Genomic DNA, 20,477 nt, shown 5'->3' with positions numbered 1-20,477 from the left:
TTTTTATTATTTGTTATACGTCGTCGTACAACATTGGCGTGGATGTTTGCGGGGATTTTGCGAGGTGTCAAGCGGAAGTTATACGATGACAGGGTAGATGCTGATCTAAAGTGGGCAGGGTCAACGTTGTTTTAGCCAGACAGCACCATCGGCGGCAAGGTGCCAAGCAGTGAAACGGCGGCCACTGCGCAAACCCCCAGCAGCCATTCCACCATCACGCTGGCCCTCAAGCTGCCCAGCCGTTGTTCGCCGCTATCCAGGCGTAACCGGTTCAGCAGCGCCAGCGCCAACATCCCCAATACCAGCATCACCTTGATCAATAGAATCAGGGCAAAACCACTGAACAACGGCGTGGGCCACAGCTGGCCGGTCAATACGCGCACATTGATCAAGCCGGTTACCAGCAAGCCCACCACCAGGCCATAACCCACACCACTGAAACGCCGCAGCACAGTCGCCAGTTCAAAACGCTGTGGCCGCCTGAGGATCAATACCAGCAGCATCAACCCACCCAACCACGCGCCCACGCACATCAGATGCACCACTTGGTTGAGGATCAGCAACTGCCCGCTCAGCCCATCGAGCATGGCGCCATGACCGACCGGCGCCAGGGTCATCAGCAACAACAGGATCAGCGGCAGGCGAGGGGGCCTCCACGCAGTCATCAGGGTGATGACCAGTAACCCGTTCAGGATCAGATGCCAGGTCCACACCTGGCCAAAAAAGGTCTTGCCCAGCACCCGTTGCACGGTCGATGGTTCCAGCGCCGCCGACCATGAGCCGGCCATGCTGACGGTAATCAACAATAACCAGATCGCTCCCGACGCGAGGGCCGTCCATGCCAGCCCACGGGTCATGCGCAACAATTGCCGATCCAGCACCGGCTGCGGCTCAGCGCCCAGGAGCCAGGGCCTGAACACACAGGCCCCGAACATCAGTAGCACGACGATGAAATGCACAAAGCGGCACAGCACCAGCAGCGTCGCCATGGATTATTGGCCGACCTTGAAGTTGTATTCACCGTTGCTCTTGTGGGTGTCGACCGACACGGCATTCCATACCACTTTGTAGTTGCCGGCCGCGAGTGGTGCGGCGGGGGTGACCACCAGGGTTTTCTTGTCGGCGCCTTCGGTGTCCAGGCCCTTGATGGCGATTTCGGTGCCGTCCTTGCTCAGCGACACCTTGGTGAAGGTGGCTTCGATGCCTTCGCTGAAGGTCAGGCGCAGATCGTTGGGGGCCGTGACAGTGCTGTCCGCCGCAGGCGTGGAGCTTTTGAGATGAGCATGGGCAAACGCCGCCGAGGCGCCCAACAGGGACGCGAGCAAGGCGACGGCAGTCAGGGCTTTCTTGATCAACATTGTTCAATACCAATCAATGGGTAGGAGCGGGCAGTGTACGAAGTTTGGGCTGCGCTTGTCGCCCCGATCTAGAGCGGGTGGTAGTCTTTGGCGTATGTCTTTGTCAGGGAGCCCTCATGGGCAATCACAAGATCGGAATTCGTCGGGCCAACGTCGAGAAAATCCTGCTGGCGGCGGAGAAAGTCTTCGCCGAAAAAGGCTATGGCAGCACCGCCATGGCCGACATCGCCGAACAGGCGCAATTGCCGCGCTCCAACTTGCATTACTACTTCACCACCAAGAGCGAGTTGTACAGCGCAGTGCTGTTCGACCTGCTGGACGTGTGGAAGCAGGACGCCCTGAGCTTCGAAACCTTCGATGACCCACGGGTGGTGCTCAGCAGTTACATCCGCGCCAAGATGCAGCGTTCACGTACGCGGCCCTATGGTTCCAAGGTCTGGGCCAACGAGATCATCCACGGCGCGCCGACACTCGGTGAGGCGCTGGACGAAAGCCTGTACGACTGGGCCAAGATGAAGGAAGCGAAAATTCGCCAATGGGTGGAAGACAAACGCATCCTCGCGGTGGAACCGTCGAGCCTGCTCTACATGATCTGGGCCTCGACCCAGCACTATGCCGACTTTGACCACCAGGTGAAGATTCTGAATGATCACCAGCCGTTGTCGGACATGCAGTTCGAGAAGGCGATTCAGACGGTGACCAGTGTGATTTTGCGGGGGATTGGGTTGGAGCCATGAGTTGTGTGCTGGGGCTTAGGGCCTCATCGGGGGCAAGCCCCCGATAGCGGCCTACAGGCCTACACAGCCTCCCTGTAGGGATTCCTCGGATCCTGCGTCCAATTCAAAAACGGCTTGCCCGTGTCCATCGGCACCATCTCAATGCAGTCCGCCACCGGGCAGGTGATCTGGCAGAGGTTGCAGCCCACGCACTCATCATCAATCACCTGGTATACATGCGTACCATCCGCCTGTTTCAAGCTGGCAATGGCCTGGTGCGACGTGTCCTCACACGCAATATGGCAGCGCCCGCAACCAATACACGCCGCCTGGTCGATTTTGGCGATCACCTGGTAGTTGATATCCAGGTACTTCCAGTCGGTGGTATTGCCCACCGCCCGCCCGGAAAAGTCTTGCAAGCTGGTGTAACCCTGGCTGTCCATCCACCGCGACAGCCCGTCCTTCATCTCTTCAACGATACGAAACCCATGCAGCATCGCCGCCGTGCACACTTGCACCGCGCCGCAGCCGAGGGCGACGAATTCAGCCGCATCGCGCCAGCTGCCGATGCCGCCGATGCCGCAGATCGGCAGGCCTTGTGTCTGCGGGTCGCGGGCGATCTCCGCGACCATGTTCAGGGCAATCGGCTTGACCGCCGAGCCGCAGTAGCCGCCGTGGGTACTTTGAGTGCCGACGATGGGCAGGGCGACCATGCGTTCCAGGTCGACGCTGGTGATGGAATTGATGGTGTTGATCAGCGACACCGCATCCGCGCCGCCGCGATACGCCGCCCGCGCCGCGACCCGAATGTCGGTGATGTTCGGCGTGAGCTTGACGATCACTGGCAGCGAGCAGTACGTCTTGCACCAACGCGTCACCTGTTCCACGTACTCCGGCACCTGGCCCACCGCCGCGCCCATGCCGCGCTCGGGCATGCCGTGGGGGCAGCCGAAATTCAATTCGATGCCGTCACAGCCGGTGGCTTCCACCAGCGGCAGGATGTTTTTCCAGGATTCTTCAACACAGGGCACCATCAGCGACACGATCAGCGCACGGTCAGGCCAGTCTTTTTTGACTTGGGTGATCTCGCGCAGGTTGATCTCCAGGGAGCGGTCGGTGATCAGCTCGATGTTGTTGATGCCCAGCACTTCACGGTTGGCGCCGTAGTGCGCCGAGTAGCGTGACGACACGTTGACCGCCGCCGGGTCTTCACCCAGGGTTTTCCACACTACGCCGCCCCAGCCGGCTTCGAAGGCACGGACCACATTGTAGGCCTTGTCGGTGGGCGGCGCGGAGGCCAGCCAGAACGGATTGGGGGCTTTGATACCGGCGAAGACAATCGAGAGATCGGCCATTACGCAGCCTCCACATTGAGCATGAGTTGGGCGTGCATGGCTTCGGCGGCCAGCTTGCCATGTTGCACCGCCTGCACGGTGAGATCCTGGCCGAGGCTGACGCAATCGCCTCCCGCATAGACGCCCGGAATGCTGGTGCGCAGCTGCTCGTCGACGAAAATGCGCTCGCCCACGCGATGCAGCTGCTGGGCCAATGGATCGTGCAGGGCTGCGCCGTCAAAGCCTTGCCCGATGGCTTTGAAAATCGCATCGGCGGCCAGTTCGAAGGTCTCGCCGGAGGCCGTCAAGCGGCCGTTTTCCAGGCGTGTACGGGCAAAGCGCATACCGCGTACGTGGCCTTTGTCGTCCAGCAGCACTTCTTCAGGTTGGGCCCAGGTCAGCAGGCGTACCTGATTGGCTTTGGCGATGTCCTGTTCATGGTGAGTGGCGCCCATGTCCGCCAGGCCGCGACGGTAGACGAGGTTGACATCGCGGGCGCCAAGGCGGGCCATTTGTACGGCCATGTCGATCGCGGTATTGCCGGCGCCGAGCACGATGCAGCGGTCGGCCAGGGGCAGTTGGGTCAGGTCATCGGCCTGGCGCAGCTCGCGGATGTAGTCGGTGGCGGCGAGCAGGCCGGGGGCGTCTTCGTGGGGCAGCCCCAGTTGTTTGCTGGCGGCGAGGCCCAGGCCAAGGAATACCGAGTCGAATTGCTGGTGCAGTTCGCTCAAGGTCAGGTTGTCGCCCAGGCGCTGGCCGTGACGAATTTCGATGCCGCCGATCTGCAGCAGGAAATCGAGCTCCTTCTGGGCAAAGTCATCCACCAGTTTGTATTTGGCGATCCCGTATTCGTTCAGGCCGCCGGCTTTTTCGCGGGCTTCGAAAATCACCACGTCATGGCCATGCAAGGCGGCGCGATGGGCACAGGCCAGGCCGGCCGGCCCGGCGCCCACCACGGCGATGCGCTTGCCGGTGGAGGCTGCACGTTGGAAGGGGTGCTCGCTGAAGTGCGCATTGTCGATGGCGTAGCGTTGCAGCAGGCCGATCAGCACCGGGGCGCATTCTTCGCTGTTGTTGCGCACGCAGGCTTGCTGGCAGAGGATTTCCGTCGGGCAGACCCGCGCGCAGCTGCCGCCGAGGATGTTGGCCGAGAGGATTTTTTGCGCGGCGCCTTGGACGTTTTCGGTGTGGATGTTGCGGATGAACGACGGAATGTCGATGTCGCTGGGGCACGCGTTCACGCAGGGTGCGTCGTAGCAGTACAGGCAGCGCGAGGCTTCCAGTTGGGCCTGGCGGGCGTTGAGGGGCGGTGCCAGGTCAGTGAAATGGCTGGCGAGGGTTGCGCCATCCTCATGGGGATGGGGGAGGTGGGTCAGGGTCTGGATCACGGTGGTGGCCTCACGGTTTTTTGGGGATTGCCTCTAAGTGGGCATTTTTTGTTGCCTGTAATGGCCTCGATAGCGTTCTTAGCGTTTCACAGCAACCGGCCTGGAATGCTCCGCCCGCTTGCTCAACTGCTCAAACACCGACGGATACGCCGGCCGTTCCACATACCGCCCGGCACCGCGCTCGGCACGCAGGTCGCCATCGGCCCAGACCAGCTTGCCCTGGCTGATGGTGTGGCTCGGCACACCGCGCACGGTCTTGCCTTCGAAGATGTTGAAGTCGACATTCTGGTGATGGGTCTTGGCCGAAATGGTCCGCGTCCCTTGCGGATCCCACAGCACCAGGTCGGCATCGGCACCCACCCGGACGGCGCCTTTGCGTGGGTAGAGGTTGAAGATCTTCGCGGTGTTGGTGGAGGTCAGCGCAACGAATTCCTGCATCGACAAGCGCCCGCTGTTGACGCCTTCGTGCCACAGCAGCGCCATGCGGTCTTCGATACCGGCGGTGCCGTTGGGGATCTTGCTGAAATCGTCACGCCCGGCGGCTTTTTGCTCGGCGCAGAAGCAGCAGTGGTCGGTGGCGGTGGTGTGCAGGTTGCCCGATTGCAGGCCATGCCACAGCGCTTGCTGATGCCCGCGCGGGCGGAACGGCGGGCTCATTACATAGCCGGCGGCGGTTTGCCAGTCGGGGTGTTGGTAGACGCTGTCATCGAGCAGCAAGTGGCCGGCGAGCACTTCGCCATACACTGCCTGGCCCTTGCCACGGGCGTAGGTGATTTCATCCAGCGCTTCCTGGGTGGAGACGTGCACCAGGTACAGCGGCGTACCGATCGTCTCGGCGATACGGATCGCGCGGCTGGCCGCTTCGCCTTCCACTTGGGACGGGCGCGACAGCGGATGCGCTTCCGGCCCGGTAATGCCCTGGGCCATCAACTTGCGTTGCAGGTGGTACACCAACTCGCCGTTTTCCGCATGCACGGTGGGCACTGCGCCCAGTTCCAGGCAGCGCTCGAAGCTGGCGACCAAGGTGTCGTCGGCTGCCATGATCGCGTTCTTGTAGGCCATGAAGTGCTTGAAGCTGTTGATGCCGTGATGGCTGACCAGCTCGGCCATTTCCTCACGCACCTGTTCGCTCCACCAGGTGATCGCCACGTGAAAACCGTAGTCGGCCGCCGATTTTTCCGCCCAGCCGCGCCACTGGTGAAACGCTTCCATCAAGGACTGCTGCGGGTTGGGAATCACAAAGTCGATGATGGACGTAGTGCCGCCGGCCAAACCCGCTGCCGTGCCACTGAAAAAGTCTTCACTGGCCACGGTGCCCATGAAGGGCAATTGCATGTGGGTATGGGGGTCGATGCCGCCGGGCATCAAGTATTGGCCGCTGCCATCGAGTATTTCAGTGCCGGCGGGAATATCCAGGTCCGCGCCAATGGCGCGAATCAGCCCGTCTGCGCAAAAAACATCGGCGCGGTAACTTTCATCATGGGTAATAACGGTGGCGCCACGGATCAACAGCGACATGTCGAGTTCCTCACAGGGCTGACCGGCTTGTGCCAGTTCTAAGTGTTGTAATGCGGCTGCCGATGGCCGGTTAATTCCTGTCATCGGTGACAGGAATAGAAACTAGCCCGAGTTTTTCGATTGAGCAAGGAGATTTTTTATAAGCTTATATATTTATTAAATATCTGATTTATGAGGATAAAAAATCAAAATCACCAAAATGTGGCGGCCTCTCACCATTTTGACGCACTTGACAGGTTCACAATATGAGCAACATTTCTTATTGCAAATCAGACGGTTGAGATATGCCTCTTGACGGGGTTGGTAAATAAAAATAATTGTGTCGCACCAGATTGAGTCCTGACAGTCCGGGCAACTTCCACGTTATTCAGCCTGAGTCGCGTGGCAAGTACCGTAGGTTAAATCGGAAAGCTGATTAACATCAGCGAGTTATATAAGCGGTACGGGTAGGTTGGCGGTGTTCGGCACGGTTATTGAGTGCAGAAGCGGCTGGCCGGGCCCGTGATGTCATGTTGTTTACGAGGTACTCCGGCCGCCTGCATTAACCACGCAGGTGAGCAAAAATAATTCGAAAAAACCGTGGAGCGGCCATGCAACAGAACAGATCGCAAGTCATTGAACGCAACGGCCTGTACGAACTCGACGCCGGCCCCGACGTCCTCGACAGCCCTCGCTACAACCACGACATGGCACCCACCAAGGTGCACGAACGTACCTGGAACAAATGGCACATCACCGCGCTGTGGGTTGGCATGTCGATCTGTGTGCCCACGTACACGTTGGGCGGGGTGCTGACCGCTTACTTTGGATTGTCGGTGGGCGAGGCGCTGGTGGCGATATTGCTGGCCAATATCGTGGTGCTGATCCCCCTGACCCTTAACGCCTTCCCCGGTACCAAGTACGGCATTCCGTTCCCGGTGTTGTTGCGTTCGTCCTTTGGCATCCTCGGCTCCAACGTGCCCTGTTTGATTCGAGCGCTGGTGGCGTGCGGCTGGTTTGGTATCCAGACGATGTTTGGCGGGCTGGCGATTCACCTGTTCCTGGGTTCGATTTTCGAGGGGTGGAAGTCTCTCGGTGGCACCGGTGAAGTGATTGGCTTCATGATTTTCTGGTGCCTGAATTTGTGGGTGGTGCTGCGTGGCGCCGAGTCGATCAAGCGCTTGGAGACCCTGTCGGCACCGCTGCTGGTGGCGGTGGGGATTGGCTTACTGGTATGGGCCATGCCGAACGTGTCATTGAGTGAACTGATGGCGATCCCGCCCAAGCGTCCGGAAGGGGCGAGCCTCACCGGTTACTTCATGGCAGGGCTCACTGCAATGGTGGGCTTCTGGGCCACCCTGTCACTGAACATTCCCGATTTCAGCCGCTACGCCAAAAGCCAGAAGGACCAGATCCTCGGGCAGATCTTCGGCCTGCCACTGACCATGTTCCTGTTCGCCGCCCTCGGCGTGATCATGACCGCCGCGTCGGTGAAACTGGTGGGCGTCAGCGTGTCCGACCCGGTGACGCTGATCGGGCATATCCAGAGCCCTGTGTGGGTGGCCGTGGCCATGGCGCTGATCATCGTCGCCACCTTGTCCACCAACACCGCCGCGAACATCGTCTCGCCCACCAACGACTTCCAGAACATCGCGCCCAAGCTGATCAACCGCACCACGGCGGTGATCCTCACTGGGTTCGTGGGCCTGCTGCTGATGGGCCATGAACTTCTGAAAAAGCTTGGGCTGATCGTCTCCGATGTGAGCTTGGAAACGGTCTATTCCAACTGGTTGCTGGGCTATTCGAGCCTGTTGGGCCCCATCGCCGGGATCATGGTGGTGGACTACTTCATCACCCGCAAACAGCAGCTTGACTTGGCGGGGCTGTACCGCGACGACGTGTACCCAGCGTGGAACTGGAGCGGCTTTATCGCCTTTGGCGTACCTGTGGTGTTGACGTTGCTGTCGTTGGGCAGCGATGCATTCAGCTGGTTCTACAGCTATGGCTGGTTTACCGGTTCGGCGTTGGGTGGGTTGCTGTATTACGGCCTCAATGCCAGGCGTGGCATCAGCCCGGTGCCGGCCAAATCCTCGCTGTAATGGAAATGGAATGCACTCCAAATGTGGGAGGGGGCTTGCTCCCGATTGCGGTGGGCCAGTTCCCTCCCACATACCTGCTCCAATCATAAGAAACTCAGCCTGAGGAGATCCCCATGAACGCTGCCCTCGACGTTCTGCAATCGACCCACCAGCACATCAACCGCGACCGTTTGTGGCAGTCCTTGATGGACCTGGCCAAACTCGGCGCCACCCCCAAGGGCGGCGTGTGTCGCTTGGCGCTCACCGACCTGGACCGCAAGGCCCGCGACCTGTTTGTGCAATGGTGCGAGGCGGCCGGTTGCACCGTGACCGTCGACGGCATCGGCAATATTTTCGCCCGCCGCCCTGGTCGCAACCCCAACCTGCCACCGGTGATGACCGGCAGCCATATCGACACTCAGCCCACGGGCGGCAAGTTTGATGGGTGCTTTGGTGTATTGGCCGGTGTGGAAGTGCTGCGAACCCTCAATGACTTGAACGTGGAAACCGAAGCACCGCTGGAAGTGGTGGTGTGGACCAACGAAGAAGGTTCGCGCTTTGCGCCCTGCATGATGGGCTCCGGCGTGTTTGCCGAGAAATTCACCCTGGCAGATACCTTGGCCAAAGTCGATGCGGATGGCGTCAGCGTGGGTGATGCGCTGAATGCGATTGGCTACGCGGGGACCCGTCCGGAAAGCGGGCACAAGGTCGGTGCGTATTTCGAGGCGCATATCGAACAAGGGCCGATTCTGGAGGATGAGAAAAAAACCATCGGCGTGGTCCTTGGCGCCCTCGGGCAGAAATGGTTTGACCTGAAACTGCGCGGCGTCGAGGCGCATGCCGGGCCGACGCCGATGCACCTGCGCAAGGACGCCCTGGTAGGCGCGGCAGCGGTGGTGGCGGCGGTGAATGCGGCGGCGCTGGGGCATCAGCCCCATGCGTGTGGCACCGTCGGGTGCCTGCAGGCGTACCCCGGCTCGCGCAATGTGATTCCCGGTGAAGTGCGTATGACACTGGACTTCCGTCACCTGGAACCGGCGCGCCTGGACTCGATGATTGCCGAAGTGCGCAAGGTGATTGATGACACCTGCGCCAAGCATGGCTTGAGTTTTGAATTGGAACCCACCGCAGATTTCCCACCGCTGTATTTCGACAAAGGCTGCGTGGATGCTGTGCGGGATGCGGCGAATGGTTTGGGCTTGTCAAACATGGGCATCGTCAGCGGGGCAGGGCACGACGCGATCTTCGTCGCCGAATTGGGCCCGGCGGGGATGATCTTTGTGCCGTGCGAAGGCGGCATCAGCCACAACGAAATCGAGAATGCGGCACCGGATGACTTGGCGGCGGGGTGTGCGGTGTTGTTGCGTGCGATGGTGGCCGCTTCTGCTGCAATCGCCAGCGGCAAGCTCGCGGCCTGAAATGCAGTAAAAAAGTGGGAGGGGCGGCGCGATGATTCGACTTGCCCCTCCCACATTTGACCGTGTTGTCATGTCGAACATCGATTAAGTGTGGGAGCGGGCTTGCTCGCGATAGCGGCGACTCTATCTCGAACCTATACCCAGATCGCATCCCACAACGGATAGTCCCCAATCCGCTCGACCAAACCTGCCCGTAATGGATTGGCTACCACATACCTGGCCATCTTCATCAAATCATCTTCCTTGCGCAGTGCTCGGTCGTGAAAGCTCCCTTGCCAAAGCCGACCCTTGCGTGCGCTTGCACCGTTGACGGCCCTGGTGCTTTTTGACTTCACTTGGCACATCAAGTCGGCCAGCGAGCCCTTTTTCAGTTCGAGCAGCCAATGACAGTGGTCCGGCATGATCACCCATGCCAGGGACCTCGCCAGCCCTTGGTACTGCGCGAGGCGGAACTGCCAGACCACCAGGCGACCGAGGTGGAAGTCGGTGAATATCGGGATGCGTTCGTGGGTGTTGGTGGTGATGAGGTAGATGCGGTTTGGTTCGCTGAATCGACCGATGCGCAGGCGGTTTGAAGCGGGTAGGTCAGGCATTCCTTGGCCTCTCTTTTGGGGTGTTTCAAGAGGCTAGGTTGGAGGGCAAGGGATTGATCGGCAGGCTTTTGGCAGGATGTGTCTGGAAGGCCGCCATCGGGGGCAAGCCCCCTCCCACATTGGGTTTGCGGTGTTCATACAATGTATGTCTGGCGCATGACAGTGTGGGAGGGGGCTTGCCCCCGATGGGACCGGAACCGCCACTGCGATTACTGCGCCCGAGCCCCACTGCATTGATCCACCAGCCTGTCGACCAGCAACTGCACACCTTCCACCATCCGACAAATCCCAAGCGCCACACTGCGCTGAGGTCCGTCGACTTCGAATGCTAGATGTGCCGCGATGGAATTAATGGATTCCAGATCCTGGGAGGCATTGACCAGCAAGGTTTCAGTGTCGAGGTTTGGGCGGAGGGTGAAGAGCAAGTTTGAATCTGAAGGCGGGTTGGGACTGTCTTTGATCATGATGTTTTCCCTAGGTTAATAGAGCTGTCAACCTGTCTTCTCACGGACCTGGGTGGCAGCCGTACGCGGGGTGAGAACCAAGCTCCTAGGTAGCCCAGCCACGCCTAAGCGTGCCCGCGCACAGCCGCCATTACATTAAGCCAAAAAAATGCGCTTGCACTGTATATGGTGGGCGCCTGCGCGCCTAGGTAAGTCATCGGATTCTCACGTCCGGTCGCTGAATTGGCAGCGACCCGCAAAGACTAATGATGACTGCTTCGAGCGGCAAGCCTAAAAGCTTGTCGGAAAATTCCCCTCTACCGTGGATTTGTTTCTACTTCTACGATTTTTTGAGAGCTGTTTAGGAGTAGAAGCTCAATTTTTGCGAGCTTCCAAAATCTCTTGAAACATTTGAGTAGGAAAAAGAAATTTTGAAAAATGGCTTTATCGATGCCGTGGCCTATAGTGGCTTATGGCCTTATAGCGGGAGGGCAGTGATGGACGATAAAAAAATAAAAATAACTCGAAACTTGAGGGTCGGTGCCTTAGATGCGGAGGCGGACACGGAGTTACTAAGTCGTTGCTTCGTTGATAATGGCTATTTGAGCCAGCTATTGGATGTTGACTCTCCAGAGTCGATAATACTCGGTAGAACGGGTTCGGGCAAAAGTGCGTTGCTTTATAAAGTCGCGGTAACTGCGCAAAAATCTGTCAAGCTTGATCCTAATGATATTTCTATCAGGTTTTTAGAGTATTCGGATATTATTCAGTTTTTCGATGCGTTAGGAATTAATCTAGATCTGTTTTATAGGTTGTTGTGGCGGCACGTGTTGACTGTGGAATTGTTGAAGCTTCGCTATGACATAAGATCTGAGTGTGATAGTCGAGGGTTTGTTGATAGTCTTCTTAACTCATTTAGTCGTGATCTTGCGAAGAAAAAAGCTATTGAGTATTTTAATGAGTGGGGTAATAAGTTTTGGTTGGATACTGAGGAGCATCTGAAAGAAATAACTAAAAAGCTTGAATCCGACACCAAGGCATCAATTGGGGCCGCTTATTCCGGACTAAGTTTGACCTATGCAGGGGTTGAGAGGCTTAGTGAGGGCGAAAAAGTAGAGATCAGGCAGAGAGCAAGTCAAGTAGTAAGTGGGCTTCAAATAAAGAAGCTAAATGAGGTCTTAGATTTGCTTTCGGAGTATTCATTCTCCGATCCGCAGAAGAAATTCTATTTGCTTATTGACCAATTGGATGAGGAGTGGGCGGCAACCGAAACTCGAGTTCGATTTATCAGGGCGCTAATAGAGGAGATAAAAACATTTCGTAAGATTAGGCAAATAAAAATAATAGCCGCGCTCCGTAAGGATTTGCTTGATCTGGTTTTTGATATGACGCGAGATTCAGGCTTTCAGGAAGAAAAGTACGAGTCTTATATTCTGAATCTGACTTGGTCGCCTGAAGAGTTAACTAGGTTGGTTGAGTTGAGAATAAATGAGGTGTTTAAAAGTCAGTACACTAAAGCGCCTGTGACCTTTGACGATATTTTTCCGAAACCTCGAAAGGGCGGTGGTCAGACGTCAATGGACTTTATTATTGAGCGTACGCTTCGCCGCCCTAGAGATGTTTTGCAATTTGTTAATGAAAGTTTTTTGATTGCGTCGGAGCGCGAACGGATCTCTTGGCGAGCATTGTTGGCAGCGGAAGCTCAATATTCTGGAAAGAGACTAAAGTCACTAAAAGAAGAGTGGGGTGAAATATATCCTAGTTTTGATGATACGGTTGAAATTATTCGAGGGGTTAAAGCTACCTTTACTAAGTCTATGATCAAGGATGCAAAATTAGAAGAGGTTATGATGTCCTTGAATGAGGGCAAGCTTGATGACGCTTGTGTGTCAATGGTCAAAAAATACTATGGTGCAAGTGGGGCTAAAGAGTCCGATGTTCTAATAGCCTTGCTGTCTTGCCTCTACCGAGTTGGAGCTGTCGGAATAAAAGCTAGCGCGGGAGAAACCTATATCTGGTCATATGTTGACCAAACCTCTGCATCTAGAGGGGAAATTAAAAGAGCAGAGCATCTTAAGGTTCATAAAATGCTTCATCGGGCACTAGATATCATTGCTGATCAGCATGAAATTTATGAGGCTGAAGCTCTAGACTGACCTATTATGTTTACGGGCTTCGCTGTTTCCAAGTAGGAAGCCCATAAACATTTAGTAGCCTTGAATCTTCAGATGTTCAACGATTTGATTGCCAACCGCCGCCGAGTGCGGCCATGAGGCCCACACTCGCCTGCAACTGCCGCGTCTGCACCGCCTGCAACGTCCTCTGCGCCTGCAACGCCGCCGTCTGCGCGGTCACCACATCCAGGTAACTCACCGCGCCGGCTTGATAGCTGTTCATCGCCAGCGCCTGGGTGTGCTGCGCCGCATCCGCTGCCGCTTGTTCATCCTGGGCCTCCTGCTGCAAGTCCCGCAGTTGCGCCAGGTTATCTTCGACCTCGCGGATGGCCTTCAGCACCTGGCTGCGGTATTGCGCGCAGGCTTCTTCAAACTCGGCTTTGGCCTGGCGTTCATTGGCACTTAAGCGGCCGCCGTCGAAGATCGGCACATTCACCAACGGCCCCAACGCCCAATAGCGATTGCCGGCGGACAGCAGATTGCCGACGCCCTGGGTCTGCCCGCCAATCAAGCCGGTCAAGCTGAAGTCCGGATACCACGCGGCCTTGGCTACGCCGATGTTGGCGTTGGCGGCAAATACCCGGCGCTCTGCCGCCGCTATATCCGGGCGCCGTTGCAATAACTGGCTCGGCAGTTGTGATGGAATCTGCGGTAGCGCGATCAATCGCTGGCTCGGCGGCAATGAAAAATCGCTCGCCGCCACGCCCACCAGTTCTGCGATCGCATGCTCGGTCAGGTTGCGTTGCCCCCGCACTTCATCCAGTTGTGCCTTGGCCTGCGCCAGTTGATTTTGCGCACGGGTCAGGTCCAGTTCCGAGGCGATCTGGCCTTCGTATCGACTGCGGGTCAGTTGCAGCGCCTGGCTGAAATCCTCCAGTGAGCTGTTGAGAATCCGCGCCTGTGCATCCAGCCCATTGAGCTGCACATACAGGGTCGCCAGTTGATGTTGCAGGCTCAGGCGCGCCACGGCCAGATCATCCCCGGACGCTTGCGCCTGGGCGTCCCCCGAGGCGACCTGATTGCGGATTTTGCCCCACAGGTCCAGGTCGTAGCTCAGGGAAAACCCAGCGCTGTTGCTGTTGTACACCGAAGGCTGCGTCGTGCCGCGCAGCGGTCGTGAGTCGGATTGGCGTTGGCGTAACGGTTGCGCGCTGGCGGTGATCTGCGGCAACAATCCGGCATGCAGTTGGCTGGCATAGGCCTGCGACGCATCGAAGTGCGCCAAGGCTGCCGCGAGGTCGGGGTTGGCCTTGAGCAGTCGCTGTTGCAGGTTATCCAGTTGCGCGTCGTGGTAGAGCGCCCACCATTGCCGCGTCAGTTGATCGGACGGTTGCGCGCTGTGCCACGGGCCATCGCTGGTCTGTTCGCGATAACCTGCAGGCAGGCCCACTGACGGCACCTGGTAGGCGGGCGCCATCGAGCAGCCTTGCAACGCCAGCAGCATCAGCGCCGCCAGAGGTTTAAGCCTTGGGCGCATGGGCACCTCCAGCGGCATCGGCCACTTGCACGGCATCGCCTTCGCGCAGGGCGTCGGGTGGGTTGTCGACTACGCGGTCGGCGGGTTTCAGGCCTTGGTCGATCACCAGGCGTTCGCCCAGGTCGAGGCCGATGTGGATGGTTTGCAGGTGCACATGATTGTGCGCATCCAGCACCGCCACTTGGGTGCCCTGGGCGCGGAAGATCAATGCGCTGGCCGGGATGCTCACGCCATGGGTGTCGGCCGGGATGGGCAGCGTTGCTTCGGCGTAGTCACCGGGCAGCAACTCACCATTGGGGTTGTCGACGACGAACTGCGCGAGCAAGGTGCCGGAGCGGCGGTCGATGGCGGTGGAGTCGCCGATCAGCCGCGCCTTGAAGTGCTCGCCAGGGTGCTCGGGCACGGTGAGCTGGGCTTCCAGGCCAGGATGAATCACCGCTGCGTAGTTCTGTGGCACCGGCACGTAGAGTCGCAACTGGTGCGTGTCGGCGATGTTGAACAACTCCGGATCGCTGTCGCTGTCGGCTTTGATCAACTGGCCGATATCGGTGTTACGTGCGGTGATGGTGCCGGCGAATGGCGCCCGAATCGTCTTGTAGCTTTCCAATGCGCACAGCCGTGCGTAATCGGCGGCAGCGGCCTGGGCATTGGCGTTGGCTGCAGCGGCGTTGGAGGTTTTTTCATCGGCTTCCTGGCGCGATACGGAGTGGCTGGCCAGCAGGTTTTGCCAGCGCGTCGCAGTGGTCGCCGCCAGGCGTGCGTTGGCCTGCTCCTGGATCAAGCGCGCATGGGTTTGTGCCAGTTGTTGGTCCAGGTCGGGGCTGTCAATTTCGCCGAGCACTTGTCCGGCTTGGACCGTTGTGCCGATATCGGCTTTCCAATCCTTGAGGTAACCGCTGACCCGCGCATGAATCGGCGCCTTGCTCCACGCCTCCAGGTGTGCAGGCAGGCGCAAGGTGTCACCGGCGACGTTGTGTTGCGGTTGGAACACCATCACTTGCGCGATGGCGGCAGTCTCGGTCCAAGCCATCACCGATTGTTCGTGCAACGTGCGGGCGTGCAGGCCGTTGGCGACCAACAGAGCAGCCAGGGTCAGGCCGCCGACACCCATGAGCATCAGGCGCTTGCGCGAGGGGTTGTGATCAGACGACATGTGGGGTTTCTCCAGCAGCAACACGGGTAGGGTGACGGCCGTGGACCAGGCTGAAAACCACGGGTACAAACAACAGGGTGGCGACGGTGGCGAAGATCAAGCCGCCGATCACCGCACGGCCCAGCGGCGCGTTTTGCTCCTCGGACAGGGCCAGCGGCAACATGCCGATGATCATCGCCAGGGCGGTCATGCACACTGGGCGAAAGCGCGTGTAGCCGGCTTCCAGCGCGGCCTTGAGCGCATCGCCATGCTCGGCCAGGCGCTCTCGGCAGAAGCTCACCACCAGGATCGAGTTGGCGGTGGCCACGCCCATGCACAGGATCGCGCCGGTCAGGGCGGGCACCGACAGCGAGGTGCCGCTGAGGAACAGTATCCACACGATCCCGGCCAGCGCCGCCGGCAACGCGGTGATGATCACGAAGGGGTCGGCCCAGGACTGGAAGTTGACCACGATCAGCAGGTAGATCAGCACCACCGCGCCGAGCAGGCCGAAACTCAAGCCGCTGAAGGCTTCATGCAGCGCATCGATCTGCCCGTGCAGGCTGATCGTCGCGCCCTTTGGACGCAGGGACGCGGTGTCGTCCAGCACTTTCTGCACATCGCGCGCGACGCCGCCGAGGTCACGGCCTTGCACGTTGGCGTACAGATCGAGGGTCGGCTCGATGTTGTAGTGGGTCACTACAGCGGGGCTTTGTACCCGCGAAATACTCGCCACGCCGCCGAGGATCTGTGATTGACCATCGGCGCCGGTCACCGGCAAGGCTTCCAGGGACGGCAGGCTGTCGAGGCGGTATTGCGGGGTGGCGGCGACGATGGAGTACGACACGCCGTTGGCCGGGTTGAGCCAGAAGGTCGGCGCGGTTTGCGAGCTGCCGGCCAGCGATGCCACCATGCTGTTGGTCACGTCACGCTCGGTAATGCCCAGGCCGTTGGCGCGCAGGCGGTCGACGTTGACTTGCAGCGACGGATAGCCGGTGGACTGTTGGATGCGCAGGTCGGCGATGCCGGGCACGTGTTGCAGGCGACGCTCAAGTTCCACGGCGTACGCACGGTTTTCGGCATCGTTGCGCCCGGAGATTTTCACGTCCAGCGGGGCGGGGGCGCCGAAGTTGAGGATCTGGCTGCTGATGTCCGCCGGCAGGAACGCGAAGTGGCTGCCGGGGAAGCTTTGCGGCAGCGCTTCACGCAATTTTTTCACGTAGTCGGCGGTGGGCGCGTGATGCTTTTTCAGGCTCACCTGGATGTCACCGTCCTGCGGGCCGATGGTGCCGCTGCTGCTGTAGGCCATGTCGATGCCGCTGAGCGGGATGCCGATATTGTCGACGATGGTGTCCAGCTCTTCGGCAGGAATGACCTCGCGAATCCGCGCTTCAATGCGGTCGAAGGCGGCGGCGCTTTCTTCAATGCGCGTGCCCAGTGGTAGGCGCACGTGGAGCGCGAGGGCGCCGGCATCAGTGGCCGGGAAAAAGTCCTGGCCCAGGCTGGGCAGCAGCAGGAACGACGCCAGCACGCAGGCCAGAAAGCCGATGATGAAGTGCTTGCGATGACCCAATGCGAGGGTCAGCAGGCCGTGGTAGGTGTCGCGAATAGTCGAGAAGCGGCGCTCGAAGCCCTGCTGGACATTCAGCACTGATTGCAGCACCGGGTTGCGCGGTTTCTCGTGCTGCTCGCCCTCATGGTGGTTGATGAACTCATCTTCCGGATGATGCCCGGCACCTGGCTGCGGCGTGTGTGGCTTGAGCAGGAACATCGCCAGGGTTGGCACCAGGGTGCGCGAAAGAATGAATGAGCTGGCCATGGCAAAGATCACCGCCAGGGCCATCGGCCGGAACAGATAGCCGGCGATGCCTTGCAGCATGAACATCGGCACAAACACGATGCAGATACACAGCAGCGAGACGAACGCCGGACCGACGATCTGCGCGGCGCCGTCGAGGATTGCGGTCTTTACCGCCTTGCCTTGCTCCAGGTGCCAGTTGATGTTTTCGATGGTCACCGTGGCGTCATCCACCAATATCCCCACTGCCAGCGCCAGCCCGCCAAGGGTCATGACGTTGAGGGTTTGCCCGCTGACGGCCAGCAACGCAATGGCCGAGAGCACTGCCAGGGGAATCGAGGCGGCGATGATCAGGGTGGAGCGCCAACTGCCGAGAAACAGCAGGATCATTGCACTGGTCAGCAGTGCGGCGATGATGCCTTCCTGGGCCACGCTGCCCACCGATTGTTTGACGAATACCGAAGCGTCGCCCAGCAAGGAGGTCTTGAGCGACGGCGGCAGGGTCTCGTTGATGCGCGGCAGCATTCCACGGATGCCGTCGATGATCGACAGGGTGGAGATGCTGCCGTTCTTCAGCGCCGGCATCAGCACGGCGCGGTGGCCGTCGACGCGCACGATGTTGGTCTGCGGTGGCGAGCCGTCACGCACGTGGGCGACCTGGCCGATGGTGATCAGCGCACCGTCGACGGTCTTGATCGGCAGGTCATTGAGCTCATCAATCGCCTTGGGGCTGTTGTTGAGCAGGACCGTGTATTCGTTGGGGCCGAGTTTGGCGGTGCCCACCGGGATGATCTGGTTCTGCAGCGCCAGCGCATTGCCTACGTCCTGGGCCGACAAGCCTTTGGCTGCCAGCGCCTGCGGGTCGAGGTCGAGGGTGATCTGCCGTTGCTTGCCGCCCATCGGCGTGGGCATCGCCAGGCCGGGCAGGGCGCTCAGCGGCAGGCGGATATTGTTCTGCACCAGGTCGCGGATTTTGGCTTCCGAGAGGCTGGGGCTGGAAAACGCCAGTTGCAGGATCGGCACTGTGGACGCGCTGTAGTTGAGGATCAACGGCGGTGTGATGCCGGGTGGCATCTGCTTGAGCACGGTTTGTGACACGGCGGTCACTTGGGCGTTGGCCGTGCGGATATCCACGCCGGGCTGGAAGAAGATCTTGACGATGCCCATGCCGGGCAGGGATTGCGATTCGATATGTTCGATGTCGTTGACGGTGGTGCTCAGGGAGCGTTCGTAGGTGTAGATCACCCGACCGGCCATAGCGTCCGGCGACAGGCCGTTGTACTGCCACACGACGGCGACGACAGGGATGCCGATATCGGGGAACACATCGGTGGGCGTACGCAGGGCCGCCATCGGCCCGATGATGCAGATGAAGATGGCCAACACGATAAACGTGTAGGGCTTGTGCAGTGCGGTCTTTACCAGCCCGAGCATGCGTGAACCTCCGAGGGAGCAGGATTGCAAACCCCGGCAGTCTTGCCCGACCCACCTAACACGCACCTTTCAGCCAGGTGAAGGAACATTTAGGTAAGGGCTGAAGATCGTTTCATCTGTATTCATTTGTTCTACACGGGGTGCCTCGCCAAGCTTGTGACCTATCGGACATATCGTCTTTCAGGAGCCCTGCCATGTCACTTAAACCGCTGTTGTTGATCCCTGCACTCGGTGCCGTATTGCTGCTGTCGGCGTGCGCCGGCCCCATCCCCAAGGCGGACCCGAGCGAAGCCTGGATAGGCTTGAAAGAAGAGGCGCCGAATGACCTGATGGCCGAGCGCGTGGATGGCAAGCGTGTGGATGACGGGCGCTTTTTCGAGGTGACACCGGGGGATCATCGTCTGGACGTGACGGTGTATGAGCAAGAGCCGGGCGACGACAACCAGCAGGACTGCCAGGGGCGGGTCGAATACAGAGACTTCAAGGCGGGTGAGCACTACACGTTGGTCGAGTCCAGCCTGGGCACCACAGTGCGCGCCACCTTGAAGGATGGTCACGGTAACGAGGTCGCGGCGACTCAGGACTTCAATTGCATGCCTGGCTAGGCGTGATGCACCGCCACCTTATGAGGCTTGGTTGTTTTGACGTGGGGGTGATGGTGCCGACGGGTGATGCGCAACACCCCCCACAACATGGCGCCGGCTACCGCCAGCCAACCGCAGATCAACATCGCAATCGTTGTAGCAAGGCTCATTTTGGCCTCCTTTCGCCCCGCACGGGGCACACACAGTCTTTTCTATGGACAGTCTAGCTACCTGGCGGTTGCCTGCTATTGACCAATGGTCGTGTTCGTCCAACTTGTTTGCACTATCCCAGGCGCTAAACCCTGGCTTTGGGCTATACCCGCGTGCCTGAGCGCCCTATGATCAGGGCCCTTACCGGCAGTTGATCAAGTGAGTAAAAAATTGCGGTTACGGTCCAACGTTAAATCATCCCTGTTGCTGGCCTGCGCCATAGGCCTTGCGGCCTGTTCCGGGCATCCGTCGAAACTGCCGGGCTTGCCGGAGCGCGTCGAACTCAATGGCGTGCCGACCTTTCGCAGCGAGGCTTATCAAAGCGGTCCTACGGCATTAGCCAGCATGCTGTCGCAACAAGGCATTGTCATGACACCCGGCTTGCTGGATAAGCCGCTGCGTTTACCAGGCGGCGAACCGGACCTGGAGCGCAACATGCAGGTGCTGGCCCGTGAGTACGGGCTGATGGTGTACCCATTGGATGCCAAGTTGACGGCTGTGCTGGCGCAGGTAGCGGCGGGGTACCCAGTGATGGCGCGGGTGGGCGGCGGGCTGTGGTCGGATGCGCACTATGTGGTCGTGGTGGGCTTCAATCAGCAGAAAAGCACGGTGCTGCTGCGTTCGGGCATGGACCGGCGCTTGTTGATGAGCTTCAGTGACTTTGAATCGAAGTGGGCAAGTGCCGGGCACTGGGCGATCCTCACCCAGCGTCCGAGCCAGTTGCCGGCGAATGTCGATGCGCAGCGCTGGCGCGAGGCGGCGAATGCGACGGCCCAGGCCGGGCAGGAGCGGGCGGCGGCGCAGGCGCTTAAAGTGTTGTCAGAAAGAAAGTAAAAAAAACGG

The 20,477-nt window shown here is 59.3% G+C and carries 17 protein-coding genes; 6 read left to right on the top strand and 11 right to left on the bottom strand.

The genetic code is table 11. The annotated features are described in order from the left end of the window. Window positions 1-131: 131 nt before the first annotated feature. Together copD and copC are read right to left on the bottom strand one after the other, a co-directional pair. Window positions 132-989: a copper homeostasis membrane protein CopD gene (gene copD / locus PspS35_RS18330; RefSeq protein WP_159936206.1), complete on the bottom strand. Its 858-nt coding sequence runs from the start codon at window positions 987-989 to the stop codon at window positions 132-134. 3 nt (window positions 990-992) lie between these two features. Then, the gene (copC, locus tag PspS35_RS18325; RefSeq protein WP_159936205.1) at window positions 993-1,358 is read right to left on the bottom strand and encodes a copper homeostasis periplasmic binding protein CopC; all 366 of its coding nucleotides are present in this window, start codon (window positions 1,356-1,358) and stop codon (window positions 993-995) included. A gap of 116 nt (window positions 1,359-1,474) precedes the next feature. On the opposite strand from copC, the gene PspS35_RS18320 reads away from it, so the two are divergent. After that, window positions 1,475-2,095 (top strand): TetR/AcrR family transcriptional regulator, encoded by a 621-nt coding sequence (locus PspS35_RS18320; RefSeq protein WP_159936204.1) that lies wholly within the window; start codon window positions 1,475-1,477, stop codon window positions 2,093-2,095. Between the two features lie 59 nt (window positions 2,096-2,154). Here PspS35_RS18320 and preA read toward each other — a convergent pair whose 3' ends face one another. The 3 genes from preA to hydA all read right to left on the bottom strand — a co-directional run bounded on the left by preA (window position 2,155) and on the right by hydA (window position 6,314). Next, window positions 2,155-3,429 carry an NAD-dependent dihydropyrimidine dehydrogenase subunit PreA gene (preA, locus tag PspS35_RS18315; protein WP_159936203.1) on the bottom strand — a complete coding sequence of 425 codons (1,275 nt, stop codon included), beginning with the start codon at window positions 3,427-3,429 and terminating at the stop codon, window positions 2,155-2,157. After that, the gene (locus tag PspS35_RS18310; RefSeq protein ID WP_159936202.1) at window positions 3,429-4,796 is read right to left on the bottom strand and encodes an NAD(P)-dependent oxidoreductase; all 1,368 of its coding nucleotides are present in this window, start codon (window positions 4,794-4,796) and stop codon (window positions 3,429-3,431) included. The genes preA and PspS35_RS18310 overlap by 1 nt, the downstream gene beginning before the upstream one ends. Window positions 4,797-4,874: 78 nt before the next feature. Further along, window positions 4,875-6,314, bottom strand: coding sequence for a dihydropyrimidinase (hydA, locus tag PspS35_RS18305; protein ID WP_159936201.1), 1,440 nt, complete (start codon window positions 6,312-6,314; stop codon window positions 4,875-4,877). 590 nt (window positions 6,315-6,904) lie between these two features. Here hydA and PspS35_RS18300 point away from each other — a divergent pair. Then, a complete protein-coding gene (locus tag PspS35_RS18300; protein WP_159936200.1) occupies window positions 6,905-8,392 on the top strand; it encodes an NCS1 family nucleobase:cation symporter-1 in 1,488 nt (495 codons plus the stop codon). Between the two features lie 113 nt (window positions 8,393-8,505). Then, on the top strand, window positions 8,506-9,789 hold the full coding sequence (locus tag PspS35_RS18295) for a Zn-dependent hydrolase (RefSeq protein WP_159936199.1): 1,284 nt from the start codon (window positions 8,506-8,508) through the stop codon (window positions 9,787-9,789). A gap of 134 nt (window positions 9,790-9,923) precedes the next feature. On the opposite strand, the gene PspS35_RS18290 is transcribed toward PspS35_RS18295, so the two are convergent. Further along, window positions 9,924-10,382: a transposase gene (locus tag PspS35_RS18290; RefSeq protein WP_159936198.1), complete on the bottom strand. Its 459-nt coding sequence runs from the start codon at window positions 10,380-10,382 to the stop codon at window positions 9,924-9,926. A 209-nt stretch (window positions 10,383-10,591) separates the two neighbouring features. Further along, on the bottom strand, window positions 10,592-10,846 hold the full coding sequence (locus PspS35_RS18285) for a DUF6124 family protein (protein WP_159936197.1): 255 nt from the start codon (window positions 10,844-10,846) through the stop codon (window positions 10,592-10,594). Window positions 10,847-11,322: 476 nt separating this feature from the next. On the opposite strand from PspS35_RS18285, the gene PspS35_RS18280 reads away from it, so the two are divergent. Then, window positions 11,323-12,981, top strand: a complete 1,659-nt coding sequence (locus tag PspS35_RS18280) for a DNA repair protein (RefSeq protein WP_159936196.1) — start codon at window positions 11,323-11,325, stop codon at window positions 12,979-12,981. Between the two features lie 76 nt (window positions 12,982-13,057). Here PspS35_RS18280 and PspS35_RS18275 read toward each other — a convergent pair whose 3' ends face one another. The 3 genes from PspS35_RS18275 to PspS35_RS18265 are packed head-to-tail and all read right to left on the bottom strand — an operon-like array spanning window position 13,058 to window position 18,840. Next, window positions 13,058-14,476, bottom strand: coding sequence for an efflux transporter outer membrane subunit (locus PspS35_RS18275; protein ID WP_159936195.1), 1,419 nt, complete (start codon window positions 14,474-14,476; stop codon window positions 13,058-13,060). After that, window positions 14,460-15,629 carry an efflux RND transporter periplasmic adaptor subunit gene (locus PspS35_RS18270; RefSeq protein WP_159936194.1) on the bottom strand — a complete coding sequence of 390 codons (1,170 nt, stop codon included), beginning with the start codon at window positions 15,627-15,629 and terminating at the stop codon, window positions 14,460-14,462. The genes PspS35_RS18275 and PspS35_RS18270 overlap by 17 nt, the downstream gene beginning before the upstream one ends. After that, the gene (locus PspS35_RS18265; protein ID WP_159936193.1) at window positions 15,619-18,840 is read right to left on the bottom strand and encodes an efflux RND transporter permease subunit; all 3,222 of its coding nucleotides are present in this window, start codon (window positions 18,838-18,840) and stop codon (window positions 15,619-15,621) included. The genes PspS35_RS18270 and PspS35_RS18265 overlap by 11 nt, the downstream gene beginning before the upstream one ends. Before the next feature lie 194 nt (window positions 18,841-19,034). Here PspS35_RS18265 and PspS35_RS18260 point away from each other — a divergent pair, with 194 nt between their 5' ends. Then, window positions 19,035-19,445, top strand: coding sequence for a hypothetical protein (locus PspS35_RS18260; protein WP_159936192.1), 411 nt, complete (start codon window positions 19,035-19,037; stop codon window positions 19,443-19,445). Here the strand turns inward: PspS35_RS18260 and PspS35_RS30100 are convergent. Next, window positions 19,442-19,594: a hypothetical protein gene (locus tag PspS35_RS30100; RefSeq protein WP_174244825.1), complete on the bottom strand. Its 153-nt coding sequence runs from the start codon at window positions 19,592-19,594 to the stop codon at window positions 19,442-19,444. The genes PspS35_RS18260 and PspS35_RS30100 overlap by 4 nt on opposite strands. A gap of 211 nt (window positions 19,595-19,805) precedes the next feature. On the opposite strand from PspS35_RS30100, the gene PspS35_RS18255 reads away from it, so the two are divergent. Then, complete coding sequence (locus PspS35_RS18255; protein ID WP_159938069.1) at window positions 19,806-20,468, top strand: C39 family peptidase; 663 nt, start codon at window positions 19,806-19,808, stop codon at window positions 20,466-20,468. The last annotated feature ends 9 nt before the right edge of the window (window positions 20,469-20,477 follow it).

Source organism: Pseudomonas sp. S35, assembly GCF_009866765.1.
Taxonomy (GTDB): Bacteria; Pseudomonadota; Gammaproteobacteria; order Pseudomonadales; family Pseudomonadaceae; genus Aquipseudomonas.
The sequence above is the reverse complement of the archived record's forward strand: the minus strand, read 5'-3'. Positions and strand labels throughout refer to the sequence as shown.